Source organism: Rhizobium sp. P38BS-XIX (genome assembly GCF_012641435.1).
GTDB lineage: Bacteria > Pseudomonadota > Alphaproteobacteria > Rhizobiales > Rhizobiaceae > Rhizobium.
In genome coordinates this window covers 291,105-313,361 of sequence record NZ_JABAIJ010000002.1, presented here as the reverse complement: position 1 = coordinate 313,361, position 22,257 = coordinate 291,105, and the positions used below count along the sequence as shown (strand labels likewise).

General features: G+C 59.9%; 22 protein-coding genes. 20 read left to right on the top strand and 2 right to left on the bottom strand.

Annotated elements, in window-relative coordinates; genetic code table 11:
- Positions 1-129 precede the first annotated feature (129 nt).
- Positions 130-870 (bottom strand): Crp/Fnr family transcriptional regulator, encoded by a 741-nt coding sequence (locus HGP17_RS10570; RefSeq protein ID WP_168808638.1) that lies wholly within the window; start codon positions 868-870, stop codon positions 130-132.
- A 933-nt stretch (positions 871-1,803) separates the two neighbouring features.
- Between HGP17_RS10570 and HGP17_RS10565 the strand changes: the two genes are divergently transcribed.
- The 5 genes from HGP17_RS10565 to HGP17_RS10545 all read left to right on the top strand — a co-directional run bounded on the left by HGP17_RS10565 (position 1,804) and on the right by HGP17_RS10545 (position 6,811).
- On the top strand, positions 1,804-2,067 hold the full coding sequence (locus tag HGP17_RS10565) for a hypothetical protein (protein ID WP_168808636.1): 264 nt from the start codon (positions 1,804-1,806) through the stop codon (positions 2,065-2,067).
- 1,494 nt (positions 2,068-3,561) lie between these two features.
- Positions 3,562-4,518, top strand: coding sequence for an SDR family oxidoreductase (locus HGP17_RS10560; protein ID WP_168809114.1), 957 nt, complete (start codon positions 3,562-3,564; stop codon positions 4,516-4,518).
- Positions 4,519-4,529: 11 nt separating this feature from the next.
- Positions 4,530-4,904 (top strand): GFA family protein, encoded by a 375-nt coding sequence (locus tag HGP17_RS10555; RefSeq protein WP_168808634.1) that lies wholly within the window; start codon positions 4,530-4,532, stop codon positions 4,902-4,904.
- A gap of 1,106 nt (positions 4,905-6,010) precedes the next feature.
- Positions 6,011-6,307, top strand: a complete 297-nt coding sequence (locus HGP17_RS10550) for a hypothetical protein (protein ID WP_168808632.1) — start codon at positions 6,011-6,013, stop codon at positions 6,305-6,307.
- 318 nt (positions 6,308-6,625) lie between these two features.
- On the top strand, positions 6,626-6,811 hold the full coding sequence (locus tag HGP17_RS10545; RefSeq protein ID WP_168808630.1) for a hypothetical protein: 186 nt from the start codon (positions 6,626-6,628) through the stop codon (positions 6,809-6,811).
- A gap of 102 nt (positions 6,812-6,913) precedes the next feature.
- On the opposite strand, the gene HGP17_RS10540 is transcribed toward HGP17_RS10545, so the two are convergent.
- Complete coding sequence (locus HGP17_RS10540) at positions 6,914-7,984, bottom strand: DNA topoisomerase IB (protein WP_168808628.1); 1,071 nt, start codon at positions 7,982-7,984, stop codon at positions 6,914-6,916.
- Between the two features lie 474 nt (positions 7,985-8,458).
- On the opposite strand from HGP17_RS10540, the gene HGP17_RS10535 reads away from it, so the two are divergent.
- The 15 genes from HGP17_RS10535 (at position 8,459) to HGP17_RS10465 (ending at position 22,237) form a co-directional block, all read left to right on the top strand.
- Complete coding sequence (locus HGP17_RS10535) at positions 8,459-9,127, top strand: cytochrome c3 family protein (RefSeq protein ID WP_168808626.1); 669 nt, start codon at positions 8,459-8,461, stop codon at positions 9,125-9,127.
- Positions 9,128-9,132: 5 nt separating this feature from the next.
- Positions 9,133-12,093 carry a TAT-variant-translocated molybdopterin oxidoreductase gene (locus HGP17_RS10530; RefSeq protein WP_168808624.1) on the top strand — a complete coding sequence of 987 codons (2,961 nt, stop codon included), beginning with the start codon at positions 9,133-9,135 and terminating at the stop codon, positions 12,091-12,093.
- Positions 12,086-13,423: an NrfD/PsrC family molybdoenzyme membrane anchor subunit gene (gene nrfD, locus HGP17_RS10525; protein WP_168808622.1), complete on the top strand. Its 1,338-nt coding sequence runs from the start codon at positions 12,086-12,088 to the stop codon at positions 13,421-13,423. The genes HGP17_RS10530 and nrfD overlap by 8 nt, the downstream gene beginning before the upstream one ends.
- Positions 13,416-13,976: a DUF3341 domain-containing protein gene (locus HGP17_RS10520; protein WP_205925916.1), complete on the top strand. Its 561-nt coding sequence runs from the start codon at positions 13,416-13,418 to the stop codon at positions 13,974-13,976. The genes nrfD and HGP17_RS10520 overlap by 8 nt, the downstream gene beginning before the upstream one ends.
- Positions 13,973-14,506, top strand: a complete 534-nt coding sequence (locus tag HGP17_RS10515; RefSeq protein WP_168808620.1) for a cytochrome c — start codon at positions 13,973-13,975, stop codon at positions 14,504-14,506. The genes HGP17_RS10520 and HGP17_RS10515 overlap by 4 nt, the downstream gene beginning before the upstream one ends.
- Positions 14,503-15,561: a hypothetical protein gene (locus tag HGP17_RS10510; protein WP_168808618.1), complete on the top strand. Its 1,059-nt coding sequence runs from the start codon at positions 14,503-14,505 to the stop codon at positions 15,559-15,561. The genes HGP17_RS10515 and HGP17_RS10510 overlap by 4 nt, the downstream gene beginning before the upstream one ends.
- A complete protein-coding gene (locus tag HGP17_RS10505; RefSeq protein WP_168808616.1) occupies positions 15,558-15,953 on the top strand; it encodes a hypothetical protein in 396 nt (131 codons plus the stop codon). Before HGP17_RS10510 ends, HGP17_RS10505 begins: the two co-directional genes overlap by 4 nt.
- Positions 15,950-16,765: an SCO family protein gene (locus tag HGP17_RS10500; protein WP_168808614.1), complete on the top strand. Its 816-nt coding sequence runs from the start codon at positions 15,950-15,952 to the stop codon at positions 16,763-16,765. Before HGP17_RS10505 ends, HGP17_RS10500 begins: the two co-directional genes overlap by 4 nt.
- The gene (coxB, locus tag HGP17_RS10495) at positions 16,762-17,703 is read left to right on the top strand and encodes a cytochrome c oxidase subunit II (protein WP_168808612.1); all 942 of its coding nucleotides are present in this window, start codon (positions 16,762-16,764) and stop codon (positions 17,701-17,703) included. Before HGP17_RS10500 ends, coxB begins: the two co-directional genes overlap by 4 nt.
- Positions 17,700-19,370 (top strand): cbb3-type cytochrome c oxidase subunit I, encoded by a 1,671-nt coding sequence (locus HGP17_RS10490; protein ID WP_168808610.1) that lies wholly within the window; start codon positions 17,700-17,702, stop codon positions 19,368-19,370. The genes coxB and HGP17_RS10490 overlap by 4 nt, the downstream gene beginning before the upstream one ends.
- Entirely contained in the window at positions 19,363-19,998 is a 636-nt protein-coding gene (locus HGP17_RS10485; protein WP_168808608.1) for a cytochrome c oxidase subunit 3, read from the top strand. The genes HGP17_RS10490 and HGP17_RS10485 overlap by 8 nt, the downstream gene beginning before the upstream one ends.
- Before the next feature lie 2 nt (positions 19,999-20,000).
- Positions 20,001-20,273 (top strand): cytochrome C oxidase subunit IV family protein, encoded by a 273-nt coding sequence (locus HGP17_RS10480; RefSeq protein WP_168808606.1) that lies wholly within the window; start codon positions 20,001-20,003, stop codon positions 20,271-20,273.
- Between the two features lie 298 nt (positions 20,274-20,571).
- Positions 20,572-21,024, top strand: a complete 453-nt coding sequence (locus tag HGP17_RS10475; protein ID WP_168808604.1) for a VOC family protein — start codon at positions 20,572-20,574, stop codon at positions 21,022-21,024.
- A complete protein-coding gene (locus HGP17_RS10470; protein ID WP_168808602.1) occupies positions 21,024-21,359 on the top strand; it encodes a transcription initiation protein in 336 nt (111 codons plus the stop codon). Before HGP17_RS10475 ends, HGP17_RS10470 begins: the two co-directional genes overlap by 1 nt.
- Positions 21,356-22,237 (top strand): NmrA family NAD(P)-binding protein, encoded by an 882-nt coding sequence (locus tag HGP17_RS10465; protein ID WP_168808600.1) that lies wholly within the window; start codon positions 21,356-21,358, stop codon positions 22,235-22,237. Before HGP17_RS10470 ends, HGP17_RS10465 begins: the two co-directional genes overlap by 4 nt.
- Positions 22,238-22,257 lie beyond the last annotated feature (20 nt).

Below are 22,257 nucleotides of genomic sequence, written 5' to 3'. Positions count from 1 at the left end.
GGCTTATCTCCCGGTGACGGGCACAGGTGCGACAGTTCCTACGCATTGCACTGTCGGGCGCGGCCATGGTGTCAACGGCCGCCGCGCAGCCGCTGGGGTCCCCAAACTTGCCAGCGGCCGCCTGTAGCGTCAATCCAAGGGCTTCGGAAAAAGTGCCACGTATTCCGCTTCAGGTGTGCCATATGTGCTGCTGGCAAAATTTTCTAAGCGTTCACGGTCAAGGATAACGATCTGGCCACGATCAGACTGAATGAAACGCTCGCCTTCCAGCAGATGCAATGTCGTCGTTATGGTGGGGCGGCGAATAGAGAGCGCTTGGCCAATCTCCTCGTGCGTGAGCGGTATTGCTTCACCTCGTAACCGATCATGGATCATCAGAAGCCATCTGGCAAAACGCGCCGGGATGTGATCGGCTGCTTTCGTCAGGATCGTGTAGGACATTTGCGTAGCGAGATTTTGAGAAAAGCGATGTAGCAGATCAACGAATACCGGGCATTCCGCCGCAACATCCTGAAGTCCCCTCACACTCAGACGCACACCGTGGCCAGCGATCAATATGATGGCGTCGTGAAAGCTTTCGGTAATGTGCAAGGCGGACGACAGGGGAACGACGCCATCGAACCCGACAAGTGCTACTCCTGTCCGTTCGCCTGAGGTCGACACGGACTGGATGGAGCAGATACCATCCTCCAAAAAATAGATGTATTCGATTGTTTCACCTTGTCGCGCCAGCGCATATCCCTTCGGCAAATCGATAGCGGAGAGACGCGGGAGGATGATCTCGGCCTCACTGCGAGGAAGCCGTCGAATGATCTCGTTTTCATTTGACGCTGGCACTATCGACACCTTTGGGTACCTGTCGTTGGTCAATAGGTTGTAACAGCAATTTTCGCGCACGATTATTTGGTCTGCCGGCGTACAGTTTCAAGAGTGCGTTTTTCAGCTTGCCATGGCGTATGTGCAATCCGCAGTCAATGACTGAGATCGACAAGCCCGCAAGGAGAGTATCGTCCGATTTATTCTTGAAAATAAACTTGGGCCGCTGAAGCCAATGCCAGTGGCGAGGTACTGCAGGTTTTCATTGGAACCGATGGGGAGATGGCGATCGGCCATATCCGAATTCAAAGTCACGTCGCAACGTCGAACTTGTGGCGATGGAGCGACTTGACGAGCTCACTAACGAAATGCCGGCTCCTACTTCATCAGGGCTCTCGCGATAGCCAGATCAATCTTGCTCCAGATAATGCGGAGTAGCTGGAGCGAGCTCGAAATACACGAGCTTTATCGGCTGATAGCTGCATCACCAAACAGCACCTCGCGACGATTGACTCAGCTCCTGAGCGTCATCGGGGGAGGAGAGGCTCTGGTCAAGGCCATGACATTGTGTGTTGATCGCAGTGTCGAAAACCAAAAGAGACGCCACGCGTGGCTCATATCAGCAAGCCCCGCTGGATTGCGGTCCAGAGGGGCTTGCACTGTGAACGAGTTGGCAACGATTTCGCTCACGGTTCAAGATTAGCATTCGATAATTTGAATGTGAAGGGATATAAAGACCTTGTCATTATCCGCGATGAATCTATGTATGCCTTGTCGCTATGCAGAGACGCGGCTGAGACCCGGCTGGCGGACGTCACGAGGCGTATAGCCGGGTCTCTGTACGCTCACGGACTGTGGACTCTCAATTTTTAGGGCGTATGGTGAGACATCGTCACCAACCGGGTTCGTAGGCGGTGGCAGCTCAATGTTAACGGATGCTCCCGCCTACTGAGACCGAGGAGCGTAACTATGCCCTTTCGAAAATTCGTGGCTGCGCCGCGTGATCCCGACTTTCGCGAGGCGTTGCTGCGCTGGGCCCGTAAATTTGTCGGATCTGATGTTGCGGCAATCCGTATTGTTGAGCGGACCATCAACGTTCTCTGTAACAATCCCGAGCTTCTGGATGTTTCCGACGTCAACGAAGCGGTGTTTGCATTGTTGCGACGTCACGCGTTTGACGAAATTGAACGCCTGCCAGGCGTTCCGCTGGGTTCCACGAGCACCGAGCGAGATGACGAACCCGCACTTTGATTGGCGCAGCCTGCCGGCGAGATGATCAAGGTCCACCCATCAGCGCTACCGAAATCATCCGTGTAGCTGAAATGGCCGCCACCACCGACGCTTTCTAGAAAGATGTCCACGATCTGATCTGACGGTCCGGCCCCAGGAAGCCATCGTTCGTCCGGCGCCCCGCAAGTGGCTTAATATGGCCGGATCCAGTTACCGGTTCTGTTGGTCCCGTACAGCGCTCGAAGTTCAGCGCGACTTGGTTCGTCGGTGTCCATCCGCTTCCATTTGTTCCAGAGGGCCCCTCGGACATCCTTGCAATCAAGGCATCGTATCATACGGTGATAACGGCTTCGACCATGCGCGAGGCCTTCCGGCCTGTCCCCTCACGGCAAGGCCGAAAACCTAGCTAAAAGGGCGGCGAGCCGAAATTCATTATCCGCTTCACATGAGCCGTTTTCGATAGTAAGCTTATTTTCGCGGATGGCCTAGTGCGAACCCATCTGTGTTATATGTAGCTCTCGATTGCGGCCCTGCCGGATTGATCCCGGCAGGGCTTTTTTATGCTCAGTTAACCCGTTTCGACTATTTAAAAGAGGCGCCGAGATACTCGACCCCCATAATCGGTATCTCCGCCGATAGCTCTGCCCATTTCTATGAGGCAGAGCTATCCCCTTCACCGAGATGGAACCGAAATTCGAGACCGAACGTTAGTCGAGTGATGTGACGCTCCACGTCGACAGATCCCACTAACTCGGCCGGTCGCAAGATACGGCCATTTTTTTGTCTTCAAAAAGTCCCGAAAATCGGTCAAAGCGCTTATGCCCAACCGGGTGCGAGTGCGGCAGTCACTGAGAAGATCTGTCGGGCGGATCAGGCGCTGCCTGGACCGCAGCCGGAGCGAGGGGCTTGCTCCGGCCACCGTTTCCAAAATGGTGACGAACCGGATCTTCGCACGCGCTGTCTATTGCTCGCGTAGCCTCGGTTCAATCTTGCGTGCAACTGACCCCACCAGCCCTGACACCGGTAGTTTCTTTCATTCTCAACTCATCAAAGTGCAGTAAAGACGCGGGGGTGCGAACGACACCAGCCCCCAATCGGATGTTCGCATCCCGTAGCTCTGCCTCATTCCCCCGAGGCGGGGCTACATTTGCAGGTAGGGCGGAACAATTCATCCGAGCGATAGTTACAAGCGCGGGAGCCATGTTCAAACCTTCCCCTCCTCGATGCTCCCACACTTTGGCCCGACGAAAAGATCGGGCCATTCTATTAAATAGAGACCGGCTTATCCGGAGGCCTGGGGGCCAAGAGTTCAATTGCACTGAATACGTGCAATCACAGTGAATTTCTCTCCAGCCACTGTTCAGAAAATCCTGAAGCTACTGCGTTCTATACGATTACGAAGCTGAGCTTCTACGCGGTGAAGAGCGGTCTCACTAAGGCAGATGTTGCTATGCCCACAGAGGAACTTGTTGGCGTCTGCGCGCTTATTGTCCTCAAATGGATGGAGACAGCATGATGACCGCAGCATTCACCGCAGCAAAGCAACGCGAAATCCAGGAACAGGTCGCCGAGGCGGATCAGCGGGAGGCCTCTCTCGTGGCGCGTGCCATGCAGGCTGGCGCCCGTCGATATCCCGAACCGCCATTTCCGGAACAGCATCAGGACAAGCCCGGTGACGAGGCGACGCTTGTTCCGGCGACCATGTATGACGCGCCTTACTACGTCGGTTCGGCCAAGCTGAAGGACAAGATAGCGCTCATCACCGGCGGCGACAGCGGTATTGGACGATCCGTGGCGGTTCTGTTTGCCCGGGAGGGCGCCGATATCGCGATCGTCCACCTTGACGAGGATGAAGATGCTGAGGAGACGGCTGCCGCCGTCCAGAAGGAAGGTCGCCGCTGCCTTGTGATCAAAGGCGATGTGAAAGAATCTGCTTTCTGCCGCGACGCCGTCGAACGAACTGTCTCCGAATTCGGCAAGCTCGACGTCCTTGTGAACAATTCGGCGTTCCAGGTCCACACATACGCCATCGCGGATTTGACCGAGGATCATTTCGACGAGACGTTGAAGACGAATCTTTACGGCTATTTTCATATGGCGCGCGCCGCCGTTCCGCACCTCAAGAACGGCGCTGCGATCGTCAATACCGGTTCTGTCACCGGCTTTGACGGCGAAAAGACACTGCTCGATTACTCCATGACCAAGGGCGGCATCCACGCCTTCACAAAATCACTCGCATCGCAGCTCATCCCCAAGGGCATCCGCGTGAATTGCATTGCTCCGGGGCCTGTCTGGTCACCGCTCAATCCGAGCGAAAAGGAGTCCGAAAAGGTTGCCGAGTTTGGCTCGGGCACGCCGATGAAACGTCCGGCTCAACCTGAGGAAATTGCGCCGGCCTACGTCTTCCTCGCGTCACCACAGTGCTCGAGCTACATTACTGGCGAGATCTTGCCGATCGTCGGAGGATATTGAAGATGCCGGTCATGAGCGAACGACAAGGTTCATGCCGATGCGGCCGGGTTTCCTTCGTCGTAAAAGGCAATCCCACACGGATTGGCATATGTCACTGTACGGATTGCCGGGTCGAGAGCGGATCGGCTTTCACCTATTTTGGTATCTGGCCCGCAGACCAGTTCACCACCGCGGGTGAGACGACGATGTTCGAAGGTCGAAGGTTCTGTCCTTCCTGTGGCTCGCGCCTGTTCGCTTATAGCGAGACAGAGGCCGAGATCAAGCTTGGGAGCCTGAGTGATGCTCCAACGGATCTGGTCCCGGTCTACGAGCTTTGGGTAAAGCGTCGCGAGCCATGGCTCGCGCCGATTGAGGGTGCGGAACAGTTCGACGAGGATCGGCCGTGATATCGGATCACGCGCCGACCTTGCGAGATCTCGAAAGCCGCCTGATGGCCGGCTTGAGTGGACGCTGGCCGTCGCAGTAGTCCTGCCATGCTGTGCTTTTTTTCAGGATGTCGGGGATTGTGCTCGCCGTAAAACGCTTGCGATCGTGTGCAGCAACATCAGGCAGACCAGTTTCAGGCAATGGCCCGTCGCTATCGCGGACGCCGAACGCGGGGACGCGCTTCATACGGACGCACCGTCTTCTGTGCTGATGCGATCGCTGAGTTCCTTGGCGCTGTCGACGCGCGACGCCGTATACGCATCTTGCTCTCGGCTCGCATTGAACTGGGACGTCATGTCCCATAGGATCAAAGGGCGTACCAGCTGCAGCGGGAACCGCACAAGCAGTTCGCCTCCCGTAAGACCGGTTTAACGGCGTTGCCGCAGGAGGTTTAGCATAGCGCTGGCATAAGCCAGAAACCGGGACCGACAGCGCCCGGCGAACGGGTCTGCACCGTTATCGGATCTGTGTGTGGCGCGCATATGCGACCGACTGTCTGGGCCATGGCCCATCCAGCCGGTTCCAGAAATTTTTCGAATGCCCTCTTAAACCTTGATTTTCTCGAACCCTGATCTTGCGTTGCAGTCTCCGATAGGGGCTGACGAGCGCGCGCGAGTTTCGGCGTCCCCATTACATCTCGCTCTACGGAGGATTTGGTCGTGAAAGCTGACCTTGATTTTGCAGCGTTCTATCTTTGCCGCGCCGGCATCGACCGCGTGGTATTGCGAAACGAGGCAAGAACGACATGAAGCTGATCAGGAGGTGGAACTGTCAACACGGTCATTATCGGGTCGTCCGTGCGGGCAAAGGGTTTTCGTCACGGAGAACGACGCTCGCCTCCCGATTACCTCCAGAAAGGCGATCTCGCTCTTCGCGCGATGCCAGCCGATTACGGCCTGCTTTAGTGCCGCGGCATCGGTTCTCGATCCGGAATTGAACAAGGTTGATGCACGCCTGACGTGCTTTTGGCCAAGGGAACGCATTTGCTGCGTCGCAACAAAAGATGAGGAACAAGTAATGCGCTCGTCGGTTCGTTCGAAACACGCTCAAGCGAAGGAGACGAAGTATGGCAGACACCCCCATTGGAACGCCGATCCCCGTGGGCATCATCGAGTCGGACGTCAACGACGGCTCGTCCGCGATTCCAGCGCCTGCGGACATAACGCCTGACCCTTCGGATCACAGAGATCCCCTTCAGGTCACAACGCGGGCAGTCGACGCCTTGATACTTGCTTCAGTAAAGCTCGGACTGGCGACGATCCTTGCGGGCTGGGCGTTCGCCGCCAACCCTTTCTTTGCGTTGTCCGACGACAAGCTCGCCACAAAGGAACGTCGCGCAGGCGACTGGTCTCCACCTGCCTGAAGTCACCGCAGCCGGCGAAGATTGAGGGTGCTCCACCTCGCCCATAGGAGCATTCCCAATAAAATCCGTTCTGGGTGTCGCTGAAGACCGAAGACTTCACTATCGAAGCCGCGCCCTCCGACATGGCGAGATAGAATTCAGTGAGCTCACCGCCGAGCGCGCCAGGGAGGCCGTAACAAAGATCTTCGCCCAGCAGGCGATAACCGCTCACGTCAGCACATGGGACGGCTAAGGGGCGTTGGTTCCGGCCGCCAGGAAGGCCGCGATGCCGACCGCGACAAGTTGCTCTTAGCGGAGAGTGCTAATGCCGATAAGAAGGTGAGCGCTGACGACCTGACCAAGCATTACCATTCCAAGCAGGGAGATACGCGCGAGGACGTCGTCGACTTGTTCAAACGCGATGGCGACGAAGGCGATAATGCCGATTTGACGACATGGGCCGCAAAAGACCGGACCGCGCTCGAGCACGATCTCATGACGTCCATGAACGTGGACAGGGAGTAGGCGGAAGGCACAGCGGATCTGCACCGCCCGGTCAGAGGTTTCGAAGGTTCCGCGCTCGAGAGCGACAAATATGGGGACCCCGGAAGCCTATGCCCCGGAAGCCTATGATTGTAACGACGCCCGCTTTTTGAGCCACTGGCGCACCCGGACTTCCTCGTCATCCATCCATTTTAGAAGCCGCTCACTTTTCGATTTCAGCTTGCTGACCTGCCGAAGCTTCCCAACTTCGAAATCCTCGAAGACTGCCGGATGTATATAGGAGGACCGGCAGACGGACCGGGTGTTTACCAGCCTCGCGGCAACGGAATCGATTGCCTCGTTAAGCTGTCTTGCCAACTCTCGTTTAGTCGCCGCGACGTCGAGCCCGGACAGCAGATCGACGGCCATACAGGTCGCGCCCCACGTGCGGAATTGCCTGGAGCTGAAGTCTTCACCGGTCACATCTCGGATGTAAGCGTTCACGTCGTGCGATGAAACCTGACGGCGTTCGCCATCGTCGCAGACATATTGGAAGAGGTGCTGGCCTGGCAGTTCCTGGAGCCTTCGCACGACGTTCGCGATGCGCCTGTCGCTATGGGCGAGATTCCATTCCTTGCCTGACTTACCCTTGAATCGAAACTTGATGTTCCCGCCTTCGACTTGGACATGGCGATTGCGAAGGGTTGTCAGACCGTAAGACTTGTTGCTTTCTGCATAGGCCGCATTCCCAATCCGGATATAGAGGTTGTCCAGCATCCAGACCACGGTTGCCAGCGCCTTGTCCATTTTGAGCCCACGGGAACGAAGGTCGATATCGACCTTCTCCCGGAGATCGGGCAGTCTGTCCGCGAATTCTACGAGCCGCTCAAACTTTGCTTTGCCCCGCTCGGCGTGCCAACCAGGATGATAGCGATACTGTCGGCGTCCGCGGGCATCTGTACCGATCGCCTGGAGATGAGAGAATGGGTTAGTCGATATGACGACATCGGTATAGGCCGGCGGAATGGCCAACGCATTGAGACGGGCGATCTCCGGCGCCTCCGTGATACGGCGTCCATCGGGTTGATAATATAAAAACCCGTTCTTGCCGATCCTTCGGGTAATACCGGTCTCAAGTCCGGAAACATAGACAAGGCCTGAGGAGAGCTTCGCCTCAGCGGCAAGCGTGTCGAGTTGGGTCACGATCTGGTTCATGGCGGGATAACGTCGATCGCAATCCCCGGTTCCTTTCGCGAGCGCACACGGATGGTGCGATGTCGCCAGCCACAAGCTGCGGCCGCTTACATGCGAGACGCCAATTATTCGCGATCGCCCCACGTACAGAACGCGTTTTTGATCAGGAGCAGTGTCCTGCCAAAGAAATCAGGAAAGCGTCGCAGAACAAGGCTGACACTAGTGGTGCGATGAACTTGGGAGCGGCCTATTCACAAAGTAGCGAAGGGCGCGTCCTGAATCCCTCACGCAGTCGACAGAACAAAGCAATAGGTGCAAGCGGAGCCCTCTCTAGGCTGCCATGTCGGGCGGCCATGCCGATGCACGACCCTTATATCAGTAACGCTATGCGCTCAGCCAATAAGCACGGCGTTATGATAATGAGCAATCCAGCACAGGAACATTTGCGACCCCCTCAGGTTAGACGTTGTTTGACGTAGCGATTAGAGGCATAAAGTGGCGCAGATATTCACGGCTTCCGCTGACACGCGACTTCGTGCTTCGCTGCTCGCTGCGTTCCTCTGCATTTTTCTCGTTGTCCTACTCGTCGGCGGCTACGCCGATTCCAGTTATGGCACTCTTGTCGGTTGGGTACGGGACCAACCCGTCCCCTTCAGCCACGAGCACCATGTAGCCGGCCTCGGTATAGACTGTCGCTACTGCCACACATCGACGGAAACCAGCGCGCATGCAGGTCTGCCCGCAACCCATATCTGCATGAGCTGTCATTCGCAGATCTGGACCGGTGCGACGATGTTGGCACCCATCCGGCACAGCCTTGCGGCCAACGTGCCCCTGCAATGGAACCGCGTATCACGCGTGCCCGACTACGTATACTTCAACCATTCAGTCCATGTGACCCGCGGCGTCCCCTGTGTGACATGCCACGGCCGCGTCGATCAGATGCCGCTGATGTCACGGGCAGCGCCCTTCCAGATGCAATGGTGCCTGGATTGCCACCGCAATCCCGCGCCGAACTTGCGTCCACCCGCTGAAGTCACACGCATGGATTGGTCCGACTGGGATGCCCATCCCGAACGTCACAAGGATTTCGGCGAGCTGGCGATGAAAACCTACGGTATCGAGCCCGCCAAGCTCACCCAATGCAACATATGTCACAGGTGACCCGAATGAACGAAGTCCGATCCAACAAGGCAGCGGATCAAATACGCAAAGCGCTGGCCGGCAATGCGGGGAAGTCGTTCTGGCGCGCTTTGGATGAATTGGCCGACACGGTTCTGTTCAATCGCTATCTCGATGAAGAATTTCCCGCCCTTTCCAGCCGTGTCCCCGCCCTCGACCGGCGATCCCTCCTAAAGATCATGGGTGCCTCCCTGGCTCTCGCGGGACTTTCGGCCTGCAAGGGCGAAGCGGACGAGACCGCCCTGCCCTACGTCGATGCGCCTGACAATGTCACCATCGGCATCGCGAAATGGTATGCCACCGCCGTCGCGCTTGCCGGCTATGCCCAACCGGTGCTCGGCAAGACCTTCACCGGTCGGCCCGTCAAACTGGAGGGCAATCCGGATCATCCGGCCTCCCTCGGCGCCACCGACGCCTTCACCCAGGCCGCGCTTCTGGGCCTCTATGATCCCGGCCGCTCGCAGGAGCCGCTCCACTACGGCAAGCCTGCCGACTGGAACGCCTTCGACAGCGAAATGGCAGCAAGAGCCGCAGCGCTGGACAAGGTGCAAGGCGACGGTTTTCGGCTGCTGACCGGGGCGGTGAGCTCTCCGACGCTCGTCCGGCAGATTGCGGGGATGATGCAGCGCTGGCCGAAAGCCCGCTGGCATGTCTGCCATCCGGTCTCGAACGACCTGCAGCTCGCTGCCTCCGCGCAGATCTTCGGCCGGCCTTTCCAGCCTCATCCCGCATTCGACAGGGCGGAAACCATCGTCAGCCTGGACGACGATTTTCTTGGCCACGGTCCGCGCCAGACCCTCAATGCCCGGCTGTTTGCGGATCGGCGCCGCCTGCGGCAAAGCCGGCAGGGCGAAAACCGCCTCTTCGTCGCCGAACCGACGCCGTCCACCACAGGCTCGATGGCGGACAGGCGGTTGGCGGCTTCGGTGAATGCGATGGACCGCCTTCTGCGCGGATTGGGCACCCGTCTCGGCATGGACATGCCGGCGGACGAGCCCCTCTCGGATAGCGAGCGGCAATGGTGCGACGCCGCGTCGGCCGCACTCAAGGCTGCCCGCGGCAAATCGCTGCTTTTGGTCGGTGCGCATCATCCGGTTCAGGCTCAGGCTCTTGGCGTGATGCTCAACGAAAGGATCGGCAATCTCGGCACCACCTTGCGCTTTTCCGATCCGGTCCTCGCGGTACCGCCGGACGGGGGGCGATCGTTGCCGGTGCTGGCGGCGGATATCAAAGCAGGACGGGTGTCGACGCTGGCTGTTCTCGGTACGGATCCCGCCTATATGGCCCCTGCCGATCTCGATTTTCAGGATCTGCTGCAGACGGTCGATTTCCGGATCCATGCGGGCCTGCATGTCGACGAAACCGCCGCGCTCTGTCACTGGCATGTGCCGCTGCAGCATGAACTTGAAAGCTGGAGCGACGCACGCGCCGTCGATGGCGCAGTCAGCCTCATCCAGCCGCTCGTCCGTCCCTTCTACGACGTGCGTTCGCTGCATGCGGTCATGGAAAATCTTATCGGCAGTGCCGCCGGAGACCGCGATCCGGTGCGCCAGACCTGGCAGGCGGAATGGGGAACGGATTTCGACCGCCGCTTTACCGAGAGCCTCAACCGCGGCTTCGTGGATGGCACCGCCCTGCCGCTGACGACACCATCCGTCGTCAATCGCGATATTCCCCCGCGCGCGCCCGATCAAGCCGGTGAGCTGACATTGGTCATCCGACCGGACGCCGGCGTCTGGGACGGAACGCTCTCGGAAAATGCCTGGGCGCAGGAGACGCCCCGGCCGCTGACGAAGATCACCTGGGGCAATATCATCCAAGTCAGCAACCAGCTCGCCGCACGATTGCGCCTGAAGAACGGCGACGAGGTGCGATTGACCGCAGGCGACGACTCGATTGCCGGCGCGATCTGGATCATGCCTGGCCAGCAAGCCGATACCATCGCGGTGACCCTCGGCTACGGCCGAAGGATGAAGGGCTCGCTCGCTGCGGGCCTCGGCTACGACGCCTACGCGCTGCGGCGTTCGGATGAACTTTGGCATCGATCGGGTATCACCCTGGAGGCAACCGGCGATAAGATCGCCGTGGCGACGACGCAGCTGCATCAGGCGATCGACGGCTTCGATTTCATCCATACGGCCGATGTCGCGGACCTAGATCCGAACTCAAAGCCTGCTGACAGGCTGGAACCCCCATCCCTCTATCCGGACCGGCCTAAATCCGATCCTTCCTGGGGCATGTCGATCGATCTCGATCTCTGTATCGGCTGCAATGCCTGCGTTACCGCCTGCCAGGCGGAAAACAACATCCCTGTGGTGGGCAAGGACCTGGTGGCGGAGGGCCGTCAGATGCACTGGCTGCGCATCGACCACTATTATGAAGGTCCGATCGAGGAACCCGAATCCTATTTCCAGCCGGTTCCCTGCATGCATTGCGAACAGGCGCCCTGCGAGATGGGCTGTCCGGTCAACGCCGCCGTCCATTCGATCGACGGGCTGAACCTGCAGATCTACAACCGCTGCATCGGCACGCGCACCTGCTCCTCCTATTGTCCCTACAAGGTGCGGCGGTTCAACTGGTTCGACTTCACGGGCAACGATCAGGAATCGATCAGGGCGATGCGCAATCCCGACGTGACGGTGAGAAGTCGCGGGGTCATGGAAAAATGCACCTACTGTGTCCAGCGAATAGCCGAGGCGCGCATCACGGCGGACAAGGAGGGACGACCGATCCGCGACGGCGAGATCGTCACGGCCTGCCAGCAGGCCTGTCCGACCCAGGCGATCGTCTTCGGCAATGTTGCTGATGAGCAATCCGCCGTCAGTCGCCGCAAGGCCGGATCACGCGATTACGCGCTCCTCGAAGACGCCAACACGCGGCCACGCACCACCTATCTTGCGCGCATCGAGGACAAGACGCTGACCGGAAAGGAGCCGCGTGATGACTGACACGACCGCCGGCCAGGACGCGGCAATCACCCGGGAAATCACGCGCATTCCGCTCCGCTATCCGGCGCCGAAGGCCTGGTGGATCTGCTTTTCGGTTTCGCTGCTGCTGCTTTCGAGTTTCATCGTTTCCGCAAGCGTGCTGCTCATCTACGGCGTCGGCGTTTGGGGCAACAACATTCCCGTCAACTGGGGCCTGGCGATCGCCAACTACATCTGGTTCCTTGGCATCGGCCATGCCGGCACGCTGATCTCCGCCCTGCTGCTGCTCCTCAATGCCCATTGGCGCAATTCGCTCAACCGGTTCGCCGAAGCCATGACGCTCTTTGCCGTCGTCTGCGCCGGGCTTTATCCGATCCTGCATCTCGGGCGGCCCTGGTTCTTCTATTGGATCGCCCCTTACCCGAACACGATGACCATCTCGCCGCAGTTCAAGAGCCCGCTCAGCTGGGATTTCTTCGCGGTGCTGACCTATCTCGCCGTGTCCGTGCTCTTCTGGTATATCGGCATCGTCCCCGATCTCGCCTCGGTGCGCGACCGGGCGCGAAAGCGCTGGCAGCAGGTGCTCTACGGCCTCGCGGCGTTGGGCTGGCGCGGGTCGGCCCGGCATTGGGCGCGCTGGAATCAGGCCTATCGACTGACGGCCGCCATCGCCGTTCCACTCGTCGTCTCGGTCCATTCGGAAATTTCGCTGCTCTTCGCCGCCGGCCCGATTCCCGGCTGGAACTCGACCGTGTTTCCACCTTACTTCGTACTCGGCGCGGCCTTCTCCGGATTTGCCGTCGTGGCGATGATCGCAGTTGCGCTGCGGCACGCGCTTGGGCTTAGCGATCTCGTCACCGAGCGCCATCTCGACCTGCTCGGCCGCTTCCTGCTCGCCACCGGCCTTATGACGGCCTACGGCTATTGGGCCGAGGTCTTCGACACGCTCTATGGCGGCGAGATGCAGGACGTCGGCACGTTGATGGATCGCCTGACGGGCCTCTATGCCTACAGTTACTGGGGCGCCGTCATCCTTAATTTCGTGCCGCTGCAGCTCCTGTGGTTCGGTTCCGTCCGCAAGCAGCCGGTTATCCTGCTCCTGATCGGCCTGTCGGTGACGGTCGGTATGTGGTTCGAGCGATACATGCTGTTGACCACGTCGCTCTATCGAGACTATCTCGTCTCCTCGTGGGGCGAATATCATCCGAGCATATGGGAATGGGCCCTATATGCCGGCATGCTCGGCGTCTTCTTCACGCCCTTTCTACTCTTCGTGCGCTTCCTGCCGGTGATCTCCGTCTTCGAAGTCAAGGAAGCCTTGCATGAGACGGGGGATCTAAGCCATGCGTGAGCCCCGTCCCGACAGCGAGATTTTCGGCCTCCTGGCCGAATTCGACAGTCCCGAACGCCTCGTCGAAAGTGCCCGGCGGACACGCCGGGCAGGATTCCGTGCCTTCGACGCCTATTCGCCTTTCCCGGTGGGAGATCTGACCGAAGCGATCGGTTTCGAGGAAAATGCCGTGCCCTGGCTGACATTGATCGGTGGTCTCCTGGGCGCCGCGAGCGGCTATGGGCTGCAGCTCTGGACCAATTACGCCTACCGGATCGAGATCGGCGGCCGGCCGGTCTATGCCTGGCAATCCTTCGTGCTGATCACCTTCGAGCTGACGGTGCTCTTTGCCGTGCTCTTTGCGATCGTCGGCATGTTGCTGCTCAACCGCCTGCCGCGCCTGCACCATCCGGTCTTCGACGTCGCGGAATTTCATCTGGCGAGCAGAGACAAGTTCTTTCTCGTGCTCTTCAGCAACGACGAGCAATTTCACCCGCAGCGCACGCGCCACTTCCTGGAAGGCCTCGATCCTGTCCGCATCGACGTCGTCGAGCATACGGAGCAGCCGGAATGAGATACGGCCCGCTCTTTCTCCTGTGCCTCATGCTGCTTGCCGCCTGCGACGACATGAACCATCAGCCACGCTATGATTCCTATGAAAAGAGCTCGCTGTTTGCCGATGGCAAGGCGCTGCAGGCACCGCCGCAGGGAACGGTGGCGCGGGACGATCCGGGGCAAGCCGCCGCCCTTGCCACCCGTCCCGCCATGACACTCGATCTCCTGAGGCGAGGACAGGAGCGCTTCGGCATCTATTGCACCCCATGCCACGACGCGGCAGGCTACGGCGACGGCACGGTGCCGGCCCGCGGTTTCCCGCATCCGCCGAGCTTCCATATCGACCGGCTGCGCAATGCGCCCTCGCGCTATTTCGTCGATGTGATGACCAATGGCCACGGGGTCATGTACCCGTATGCCGATCGGTTGTCGCCCTCTGACCGGTGGGCGATCGCCGCCTATATCCGCGCCCTGCAGTTCAGCCAGAACGCCGCAGCAAGCAGTTTGCCGCAGCAGGACCAGGACAAGGCACGGGAGGCAGGCTCATGAACCGCATCGAGACCTTGCCGACACGAATGCTTGCCGTTGCGGGTGTCGTTCTTTGCTGCGTGGCCGGGGCAACCGCTCTCCTTTCCCCCTCGGCTGCGCTGACCGGCTGGCTGGCCGGCTTTGCCTTTGCAAGTGCCCTGCCGCTCGGCGCACTCTGCCTCGCCATGATGATGAGGATCATTCCCGGAGCGTGGCACGACGAGCTTGGCTCCGTCACGAAAGCGTCGATACTGCTGCTGCCGCTCGTACTCGCGGCATCGCTGCCGGTGCTGATCGGCCAGAACTGGATCTACGAATGGGCGCGGCGCGGGTCGCTGGAAGGGGTCAAGGCCGTCTATCTCTCTCCTGCCTTCTTCGACCTGCGGACCGTGATCATCCTGGCTGGTGCATGCCTGCTCGGCTGGAGGATCATTCAGGCGGATCGTTCCATCCCGCCGGCGGCGGTCGGGCTTATCGTCTTCGTCGTCGCGCACGGATTGCTGGCGGTCGACTGGCTGATGTCACTCGATGCCCAATTCCATTCCTCCGGCTTCGGCCTTTACATTCTCTCGGGCCAGATGCTGGCGGCGCTCGCCATGCTGATCCTCCTGCGGCTTGCCTCAGGCGTCCCTGCCCGGACGGGGCTACTGGGCGCCCTGCTGATAACGGCAATCCTGCTCTGGGCCTATCTTGCCTTCATGCAATATTTCATCATCTGGTCCGGCAATCTCACTCAGGGCGTGGTGTGGTTCCAGGAACGCGGCACGGGGCCATGGGCGGTTATCGAAATGTTGATCGCCGGCTTCAACCTGCTGCCCCTCTTCCTGTTGTTCTTCCCGCCGATCCGCTGCAGCCGCACCTGGGTCCTGACGCTCTCCATTGTCATCCTCGCCGGAAGATCATTGGAATATGCCTGGCTGACCTTGCCGACCCTGAGCGGGAATATCGCGCTCGGCGTCGTCGCCTATCTGGTCTCGCTTCTCGGCCTGGCCTTTCTCAGCCTTGCCGTCCTTTGGCGGGCGCCGACGCTCCTGGCAAAGCTGCAATCGTGCCGGCCGATGGAGGCGAGGCAATGACACTCGCTCGAAAGGCCCGACGGCAGCCGGATGCTGCAGGATACGAAGCAAGTGACGTCTCTATACGCGTCATCCTCCTCGCCGGCGTCGGTCTATTTGCCGGCATTGGCCTGTCGATCCTCATCGCATTCGGCATCCTGAGCTTGGTCAAGCCGGTCCCGCAGCCGCCCTCGAGGCCCTTTCGCGCGCAGCCGCTAGGCGGCCCGCGCCTTGAGGTCTCGCCATTGGCCGATCGCGCGCGGCTGCAGGCGCAGGCCCAAGGCCGCCTGGAAGGTTACGGCTGGACCGACAAGGCCAACCAGATCGCCCATATCCCGATCGATCGAGCGATGGCAATTCTCGCCACGCGCGGCTGGCCGGATCAAGTCGACAGGCAAGGGGGCAATCCATGACGCGGCTTGCTCTGCTGCTCGTTCTCATCCTCTCAGGCCTCGTCGCTTCGCCTTCCGCCGCCGCGCCCTTTGATCCCTTTAAGGTGACCGGCATCGATCAGAAGCCGAACGTCCTTATCCCGCTCGACCGGCCCTTTGAGGACGAAGCCGGTCATCCGGTCACGCTGCGCGCGCTTGCCGGCGGCAAGCCAATGCTGCTGGTCCCGGTGCTGCACAATTGCCCGAATATCTGCGGCGTCACGCTTTCGGGGTTGATGGAAGCCGTCGAGGGCCAGCGCTTCCGGCCGCTCGGCGATTTCGCCATCGTCGCGTTCGGCATCGATCCCAAGGAAGGCCCGAAGGAGGCTGAGGAATCGCTTCACGACCTGCGGCTGCGTTTTCCTGATATTGCCGCGACGGGCATCCACGCGCTGACCGGCAAGGAGGCCGACATCCACGCCGTGACCGACGCGCTCGGCTACCGCTATGCCTGGGATCCCGACATCGGCCAATATGCGCATGACGCGGCCGTCGCGGTACTGACGGCGGATGGCCATCTCAGCCGATGGCTCTACGGGCTGGCGCCGGAGGCCAACGATCTCAAGCTGGCGCTGACGGAGGCCGGCCGCGGGCAGACCGGCGATTGGAGCGACCAGATCCTGTTGCTCTGCTATCATTACGATCCGGTGACTGGCCGCTATTCGTCGGTGATCGGACTGGCGCTCCGTATCGCCGGCGGTGCAACGATCGCGCTCGGGGGCGGCGGGGTCGCCCTGGCGCTGCTGCGGGAGCGGCGACGCACCGGGCTTACGACGGGGAGTAAGAGCCCGTGAGCTTCATCCCCCTCTGGCCCGCCAGCATTTCCAGCTACAGTCATCAGGTTGATCTGCTCGTGGTCTGCTTTACGGTTCTGATCGTCGCCTTGTCGGCCCCGGTCTTCATCCTGATCATCGTTTTCGCCGTCAAATACCGTCGTGGCAGGAGCGCAAACCGCAAACATCCGGTCAACAGGAATGTCGCGGTCGAGGTCTCGTGGTCGGTCATCCCGTTCCTGGCCCTGCTCGGCTTTTACGTCTGGTCGACCGAACTCTTCGCCGGGCTCCATCGCCCGCCAGTCGATGCGCTTGAGATCGACGTCGTCGCCAAGCAATGGATGTGGAAATTCCAGCATCCGGAGGGCCAGGCCGAGATCGACGAGCTGCATGTGCCGACGGGCCAGCCGGTTAAGCTGACCATGGCCTCGCAGGACGTCATTCACAGCCTGTTCATCCCGGCGCTGCGCATCAAGCAGGATGTCGTGCCGGGCCGCTACACGAGCGTCTGGTTCATCGCCGACATGCCCGGCACCTATCGCATCGCCTGCTCACAATATTGCGGCACCAACCATTCCGAGATGACCGGCAGCTTCGTCGCCATGAGCCCTTCCGATTATACCAAGTGGCTCGGCCAGTCCTCCAACGATCCGTCGCTTGTAGCCGAAGGAGCCGCCCTGTTTCGCGGTCGTGGCTGCAGCGGGTGCCATGGCCCAGCCTCCACCGTCCATGCGCCCTCCCTTGTCGGCCTTTATGGCAATCCGGTACCGTTGCAGTCCGGAGAGGTTGTGATCGCCGACGACGAATATTTGAGGGATAGCATCCTGCTACCGCAGTCGCAGATCGCCGCCGGATATCCTGCGATAATGCCGACCTTCAAAAACACGCTCAGCGAAGAGGATGTGCTCAAGATCGTCGCCTATCTCAAATCGCTGAAACCGGGCGAGGCCACGCAATGATTTTTACCACGGAGCAGCGGCCCGATCCCGAAAATCTCGACGACCGCGGCCTGTCGGAGACAGCGGCGGAACGGCTGAGCTATCTCCGCGCCGGCCACAGCCTGAGATCCTGGCTATTGACCACCGATCACAAACGCATCGGTATTCTTTATCTTTTCTCGATCACTTTTTTCTTCTTCGTCGGCGCCTGCGCCGCCGCCCTCATCCGCCTCGACCTGTTGACCCCTGCCGCGGATCTCTTGACCAATGACGGTTACAACCGGGCATTTACCATCCACGGCGTCGTCATGGTCTGGTTCTTCCTGATCCCCTCGATCCCCAATACCTTCGGCAATTTTCTGATCCCGCTGATGATCGGCGCCAGGGATCTCGCCTTTCCCAGGCTCAATCTCTTAAGCTGGTACATCTACATGATTGCCGGCCTGTTTACCGTCTTCGTTCTGATCGCGGGCGGCGTCGATACCGGCTGGACCTTCTATACGCCGCTCTCGACCATGTATGCCAACGGCAACGTCATCCTGGCAGCGGCGGCTGTCTTCGTGGTCGGCTTCTCCTCGATCCTGACCGGGCTGAACTTCATCGTGACGGTTCACAAGTTGCGCTGCCCGGGCATGGGCTGGGGCCGGCTGCCGCTCTTCGTCTGGTCGATCTATGCGACGTCGCTCATCCTCGTGCTGGCGACGCCGGTCCTTTCGATCACTCTGATGCTGATCTCGGCCGAGCGGCTGTTCGGCCTCGGCATTTTCAATCCGGCGCTCGGCGGCGATCCGCTGCTCTATCAGCACCTCTTCTGGTTCTACAGCCACCCGGCCGTCTACATCATGATACTTCCGGCGCTTGGAGTCGTTAGCGAGCTGGTCGCGGCCGGCGCCCGCAAGCCAATCTTCGGCTATCAGTTCGTCGCAGGATCGTCGATCGCCATCGCCGCCCTCGGCTTCTTCGTCTGGGGCCACCACATGTTCGTCTCGGGACAGTCGATCTACGCCAGTGCGGCCTTCTCCTTCCTCAGCATCGCCATCGCCGTGCCTTCGGGGATCAAGGTCTACAACTGGACCGCCACGCTGTTCAAAGGGCACATCTCGCTCGACCCGCCCTTCCTCTTCGCCATGGCCTTCATCGGCCTCTTCGTCTTCGGCGGACTGACCGGGCTGATGCTGGCCATGTTGGCGATCGACGTGCATGTCCACGACACCTACTTCGTCATCGCCCATTTCCACTATATTATGGTCGGCGGCACGGTTTCGGCCTTCTTCGGCGCCCTGCACTACTGGTGGCCGAAGATCGTCGGCCGGATGTATCCGCTGGTCTGGGGCCGGCTGGCGGCGATCTTCATCTTTCTAGGTTTCAACCTGACTTTTTTCCCGCAGTTCATCCTCGGCTATCTCGGCATGCCGCGCCGCTATCACATCTATCCGCCGGCATTTCAGGTCTGGCATGTTCTTTCGAGCGCCGGCGCGGGCCTCCTCGGCGTGGCCTATCTCATGCCGCTCGTCTACCTCGTCTATTCGATGCGCTACGGCGCGCCGGCCAGCGACAATCCCTGGGAGGCGACGGGGCTGGAATGGCAGACGGCCTCGCCGCCGCCGAAGCACAACTTCGAAGAGATTCCTGTCGTCGACAAGCCGCCCTACGACTACGAGATCGAGATGGAGGAGGAGGATGGCTGAGACGGATCCGGTGACCGAACCTTATCGAGACGGCCGCCAGCAGCATGACGCGGCAATGATGGGCATGTATGTCTTTCTCGGCAGCGAGATCATGCTTTTCGGCGGCATCGCCGCCGTTGCACTGAGCCTTCGGCTCCTTCACTCTGCAGAGATCGTCCAGGCCTCCCGCGCCCTGCATTTCGGCATCGGCGGCGCCAATACGGTCGTGCTTCTGACCTCCAGCCTTTGCGTGGCTCTCGCCGCCGAGGCTGCCAAGTGTGGCAAGGCAGGCGCTGCCGCCTCGCGCTTTGCTCTGGCGACCGCTCTAGGCCTCGTCTTTTTGACCGTCAAGGCCTATGAGTATCATGCGGAATTCGACGAAGGTCTGCTGCCTGTCCCTGGGGTCGCCACGCGCTACACCAGCAATGCCCAGCATCTGTTCATGGATCTCTATCTCGTCGCAACATCGCTGCACGCGCTGCACCTCGTTATCGGCATCACACTCCTCTGCGTCCTTGCCATCCGAGTGGCCAGCGGCGCCTATCCCCTGCCGCAGCGCGCGATCGTCGTCATCACCGCTGGGCTTTACTGGCACTTCGTCGATGTCGTCTGGATTTTCCTCTATCCGCTTTTCTATCTGGCGAGGTGACGATGCCTCGCGCCCTCAATTCTCTCGTGCTCATCTGGCTGCTCCTGATCCTTCTTCTTGCCGGAACCATCGCCGCCAGTTTCCTGTTCACCGGACTATCGGGATTGGCGATCAGCCTCGGCATCGCTGTCGCCAAATCCGGCCTTATCTACTGGCGATACATGCATCTGGACGAGGAGTCACCCCTTCTTCGCGTTGCGGCGCTTGCGGCGGCAGCCTGGCTGATGATCCTGCTCGTCTTTCTTTGCGTTGACCAGCTGACGCGAAATTTTTGACTACCCACTTGCTTTGGAATCTTTCAGCACCTCTGGCGCTGGCCGGTCAGCAACCTTGGCAGTAAGGCTCGCCATGACAGACGACAGGACGGTCGTGTCGAGGGCGAAACGATACGCGTCCCGAAGACGGCCAATCTCCAGATCGTCGTGGAAAGGCTCGGAGCGGGTCTCGATCGCTGGCAGAATGGCCTCGCGCGGACGAGACAGGATAGCCTGTTGCAGAAATGCCGCATTTCTTTTCGAACCCTGCCGGGTCCTACGGCGTTACACCAAGGTATCAAGAATACCGGAGACGCATATGACCAAACCGAAGCTCATCGGCGTAAATCATGTCGCGCTGGAGGTCGACGACGTCGGCGCAGCACTGGAATTTTATGGCAAGATCTTCGATTTCCAGCTCCGTGGGAGCTACCATGATGACGACGGCGTCCTGCAAATGGCTTTTATCGACATGGGGGACCAGTTCCTTGCGTTGTGCCGCGGCAGAACGCAAGAGAGCGACACCAATCGCCATTTCGGCCTCGTTGTCAATGACAGATCGATGGTCATGGCGCTCGCCACCGCGGCCGGCGCGACGATCTCCGAAGGGCGCCCCTTCAACTTTCTCGATCGCTGGGGAAACCATGTTGAAATCGTCGATTATCGCGATGCTCAGTTCACCAAATCCGACGCCGTGCTGAGAGCTTTGGGTATCGCCGCCGACAAGAACGAGACCGCGAAGGCAGAGATGCGGAAGAAAGGAATTTTGTAATGCAGAAATATCTCAGCGTTGGATTCGGCTTCCAGGCCGGAAGTGAGCGAAGCGCTCCGGCGATCCGCGATGCGACGCGCCTCCAACATGACGAACGGATGCAAGCACGCGGTACGATCATTGGCATCGCAGGTTTGCCCGCCCAGGTTCGAGACCACGGCAGGACCACCATGGAGATTTTTGAAGGTTTATTGCCGACAGCCGTATTACTGCTGGCCGGTTTCGCCCTGATCGAAGCGAAGAGCTTCAAAAGAGCTTTCGACATAGCATTAAAGACGCTACGCGAGGTCGCATACGGTCCCGTCCAAGCCCGGCCTGAGGAGCAGGTCAAATGAACAGCCGGAATGCTTTCGTTGTCCTCGGCGCAACTGGCCATATCGGCTCGGTCGTTGCCCGAACGCTTCTTCGAGATGGTCATCAGGTCATTGCGGTCGTGCACGACGAGGCCAAGGCCGGCGACCTCAAGTCCCAAGGAGCCGAGATCGATGTCGTCGATGTCGGCGACCCGAAAGCTTTGCGGGCCACGTTGCGTCGCGGTCGACGGGCGTTCTTGCTCAATCCTCCGGCTCCTGTCGACACCGACACGGACGCCGAGGAAAACCGGACGGCCACGAGCATTGCCGAGGCGGTTGGCGGCGCTGGCCTCGAAAAAGTCCTCGTGGCGTCCGCCTATGGGGCACAGTCAGGCGAGGCGATCGGCGATCTCTCGGTCCTGTGGAATTTCGAGATAGACGTCGGCTCGACCGCCATCCCAATGGCAGTCAACCGCGGCGCATATTACTTTACCAACCTCGACATGCTCGTCGACGAGGCTCGTCAGGGCTCGATTTCCACGATGTTTCCGGCTGGGCTGGACATTCCGATGGTGGCCCCGACCGACCTGGGTCTAGCTGCTGCAAGCCGGATCGCCGGGCCGCTCGATGACATCGGGGTCAAGTATGTCGAAGGCCCGGAGGCATATTCGTTTGACGACGTCGCGGCTGCTTTTTCCAAAACACTCGGTCATGCGGTCACCGTCCGAACAATCGGGCGGAGCCAATGGGAAGCAAGTTTCATGCAGGCAGGCTTTTCAGAACGCGCGGCCCGAGCCTATGCGCGGATGACGGAAGTGTCGCGAGCTGGCGTTGAAAGGCCCGATGACCCAATGCGTGGAACCACAACCTTGCTGAACCACATTTCACAACTTTTGAGTGCAAAGTCTTCGGCCAAATAGGCGAAGTCCAGCCTCGCGCC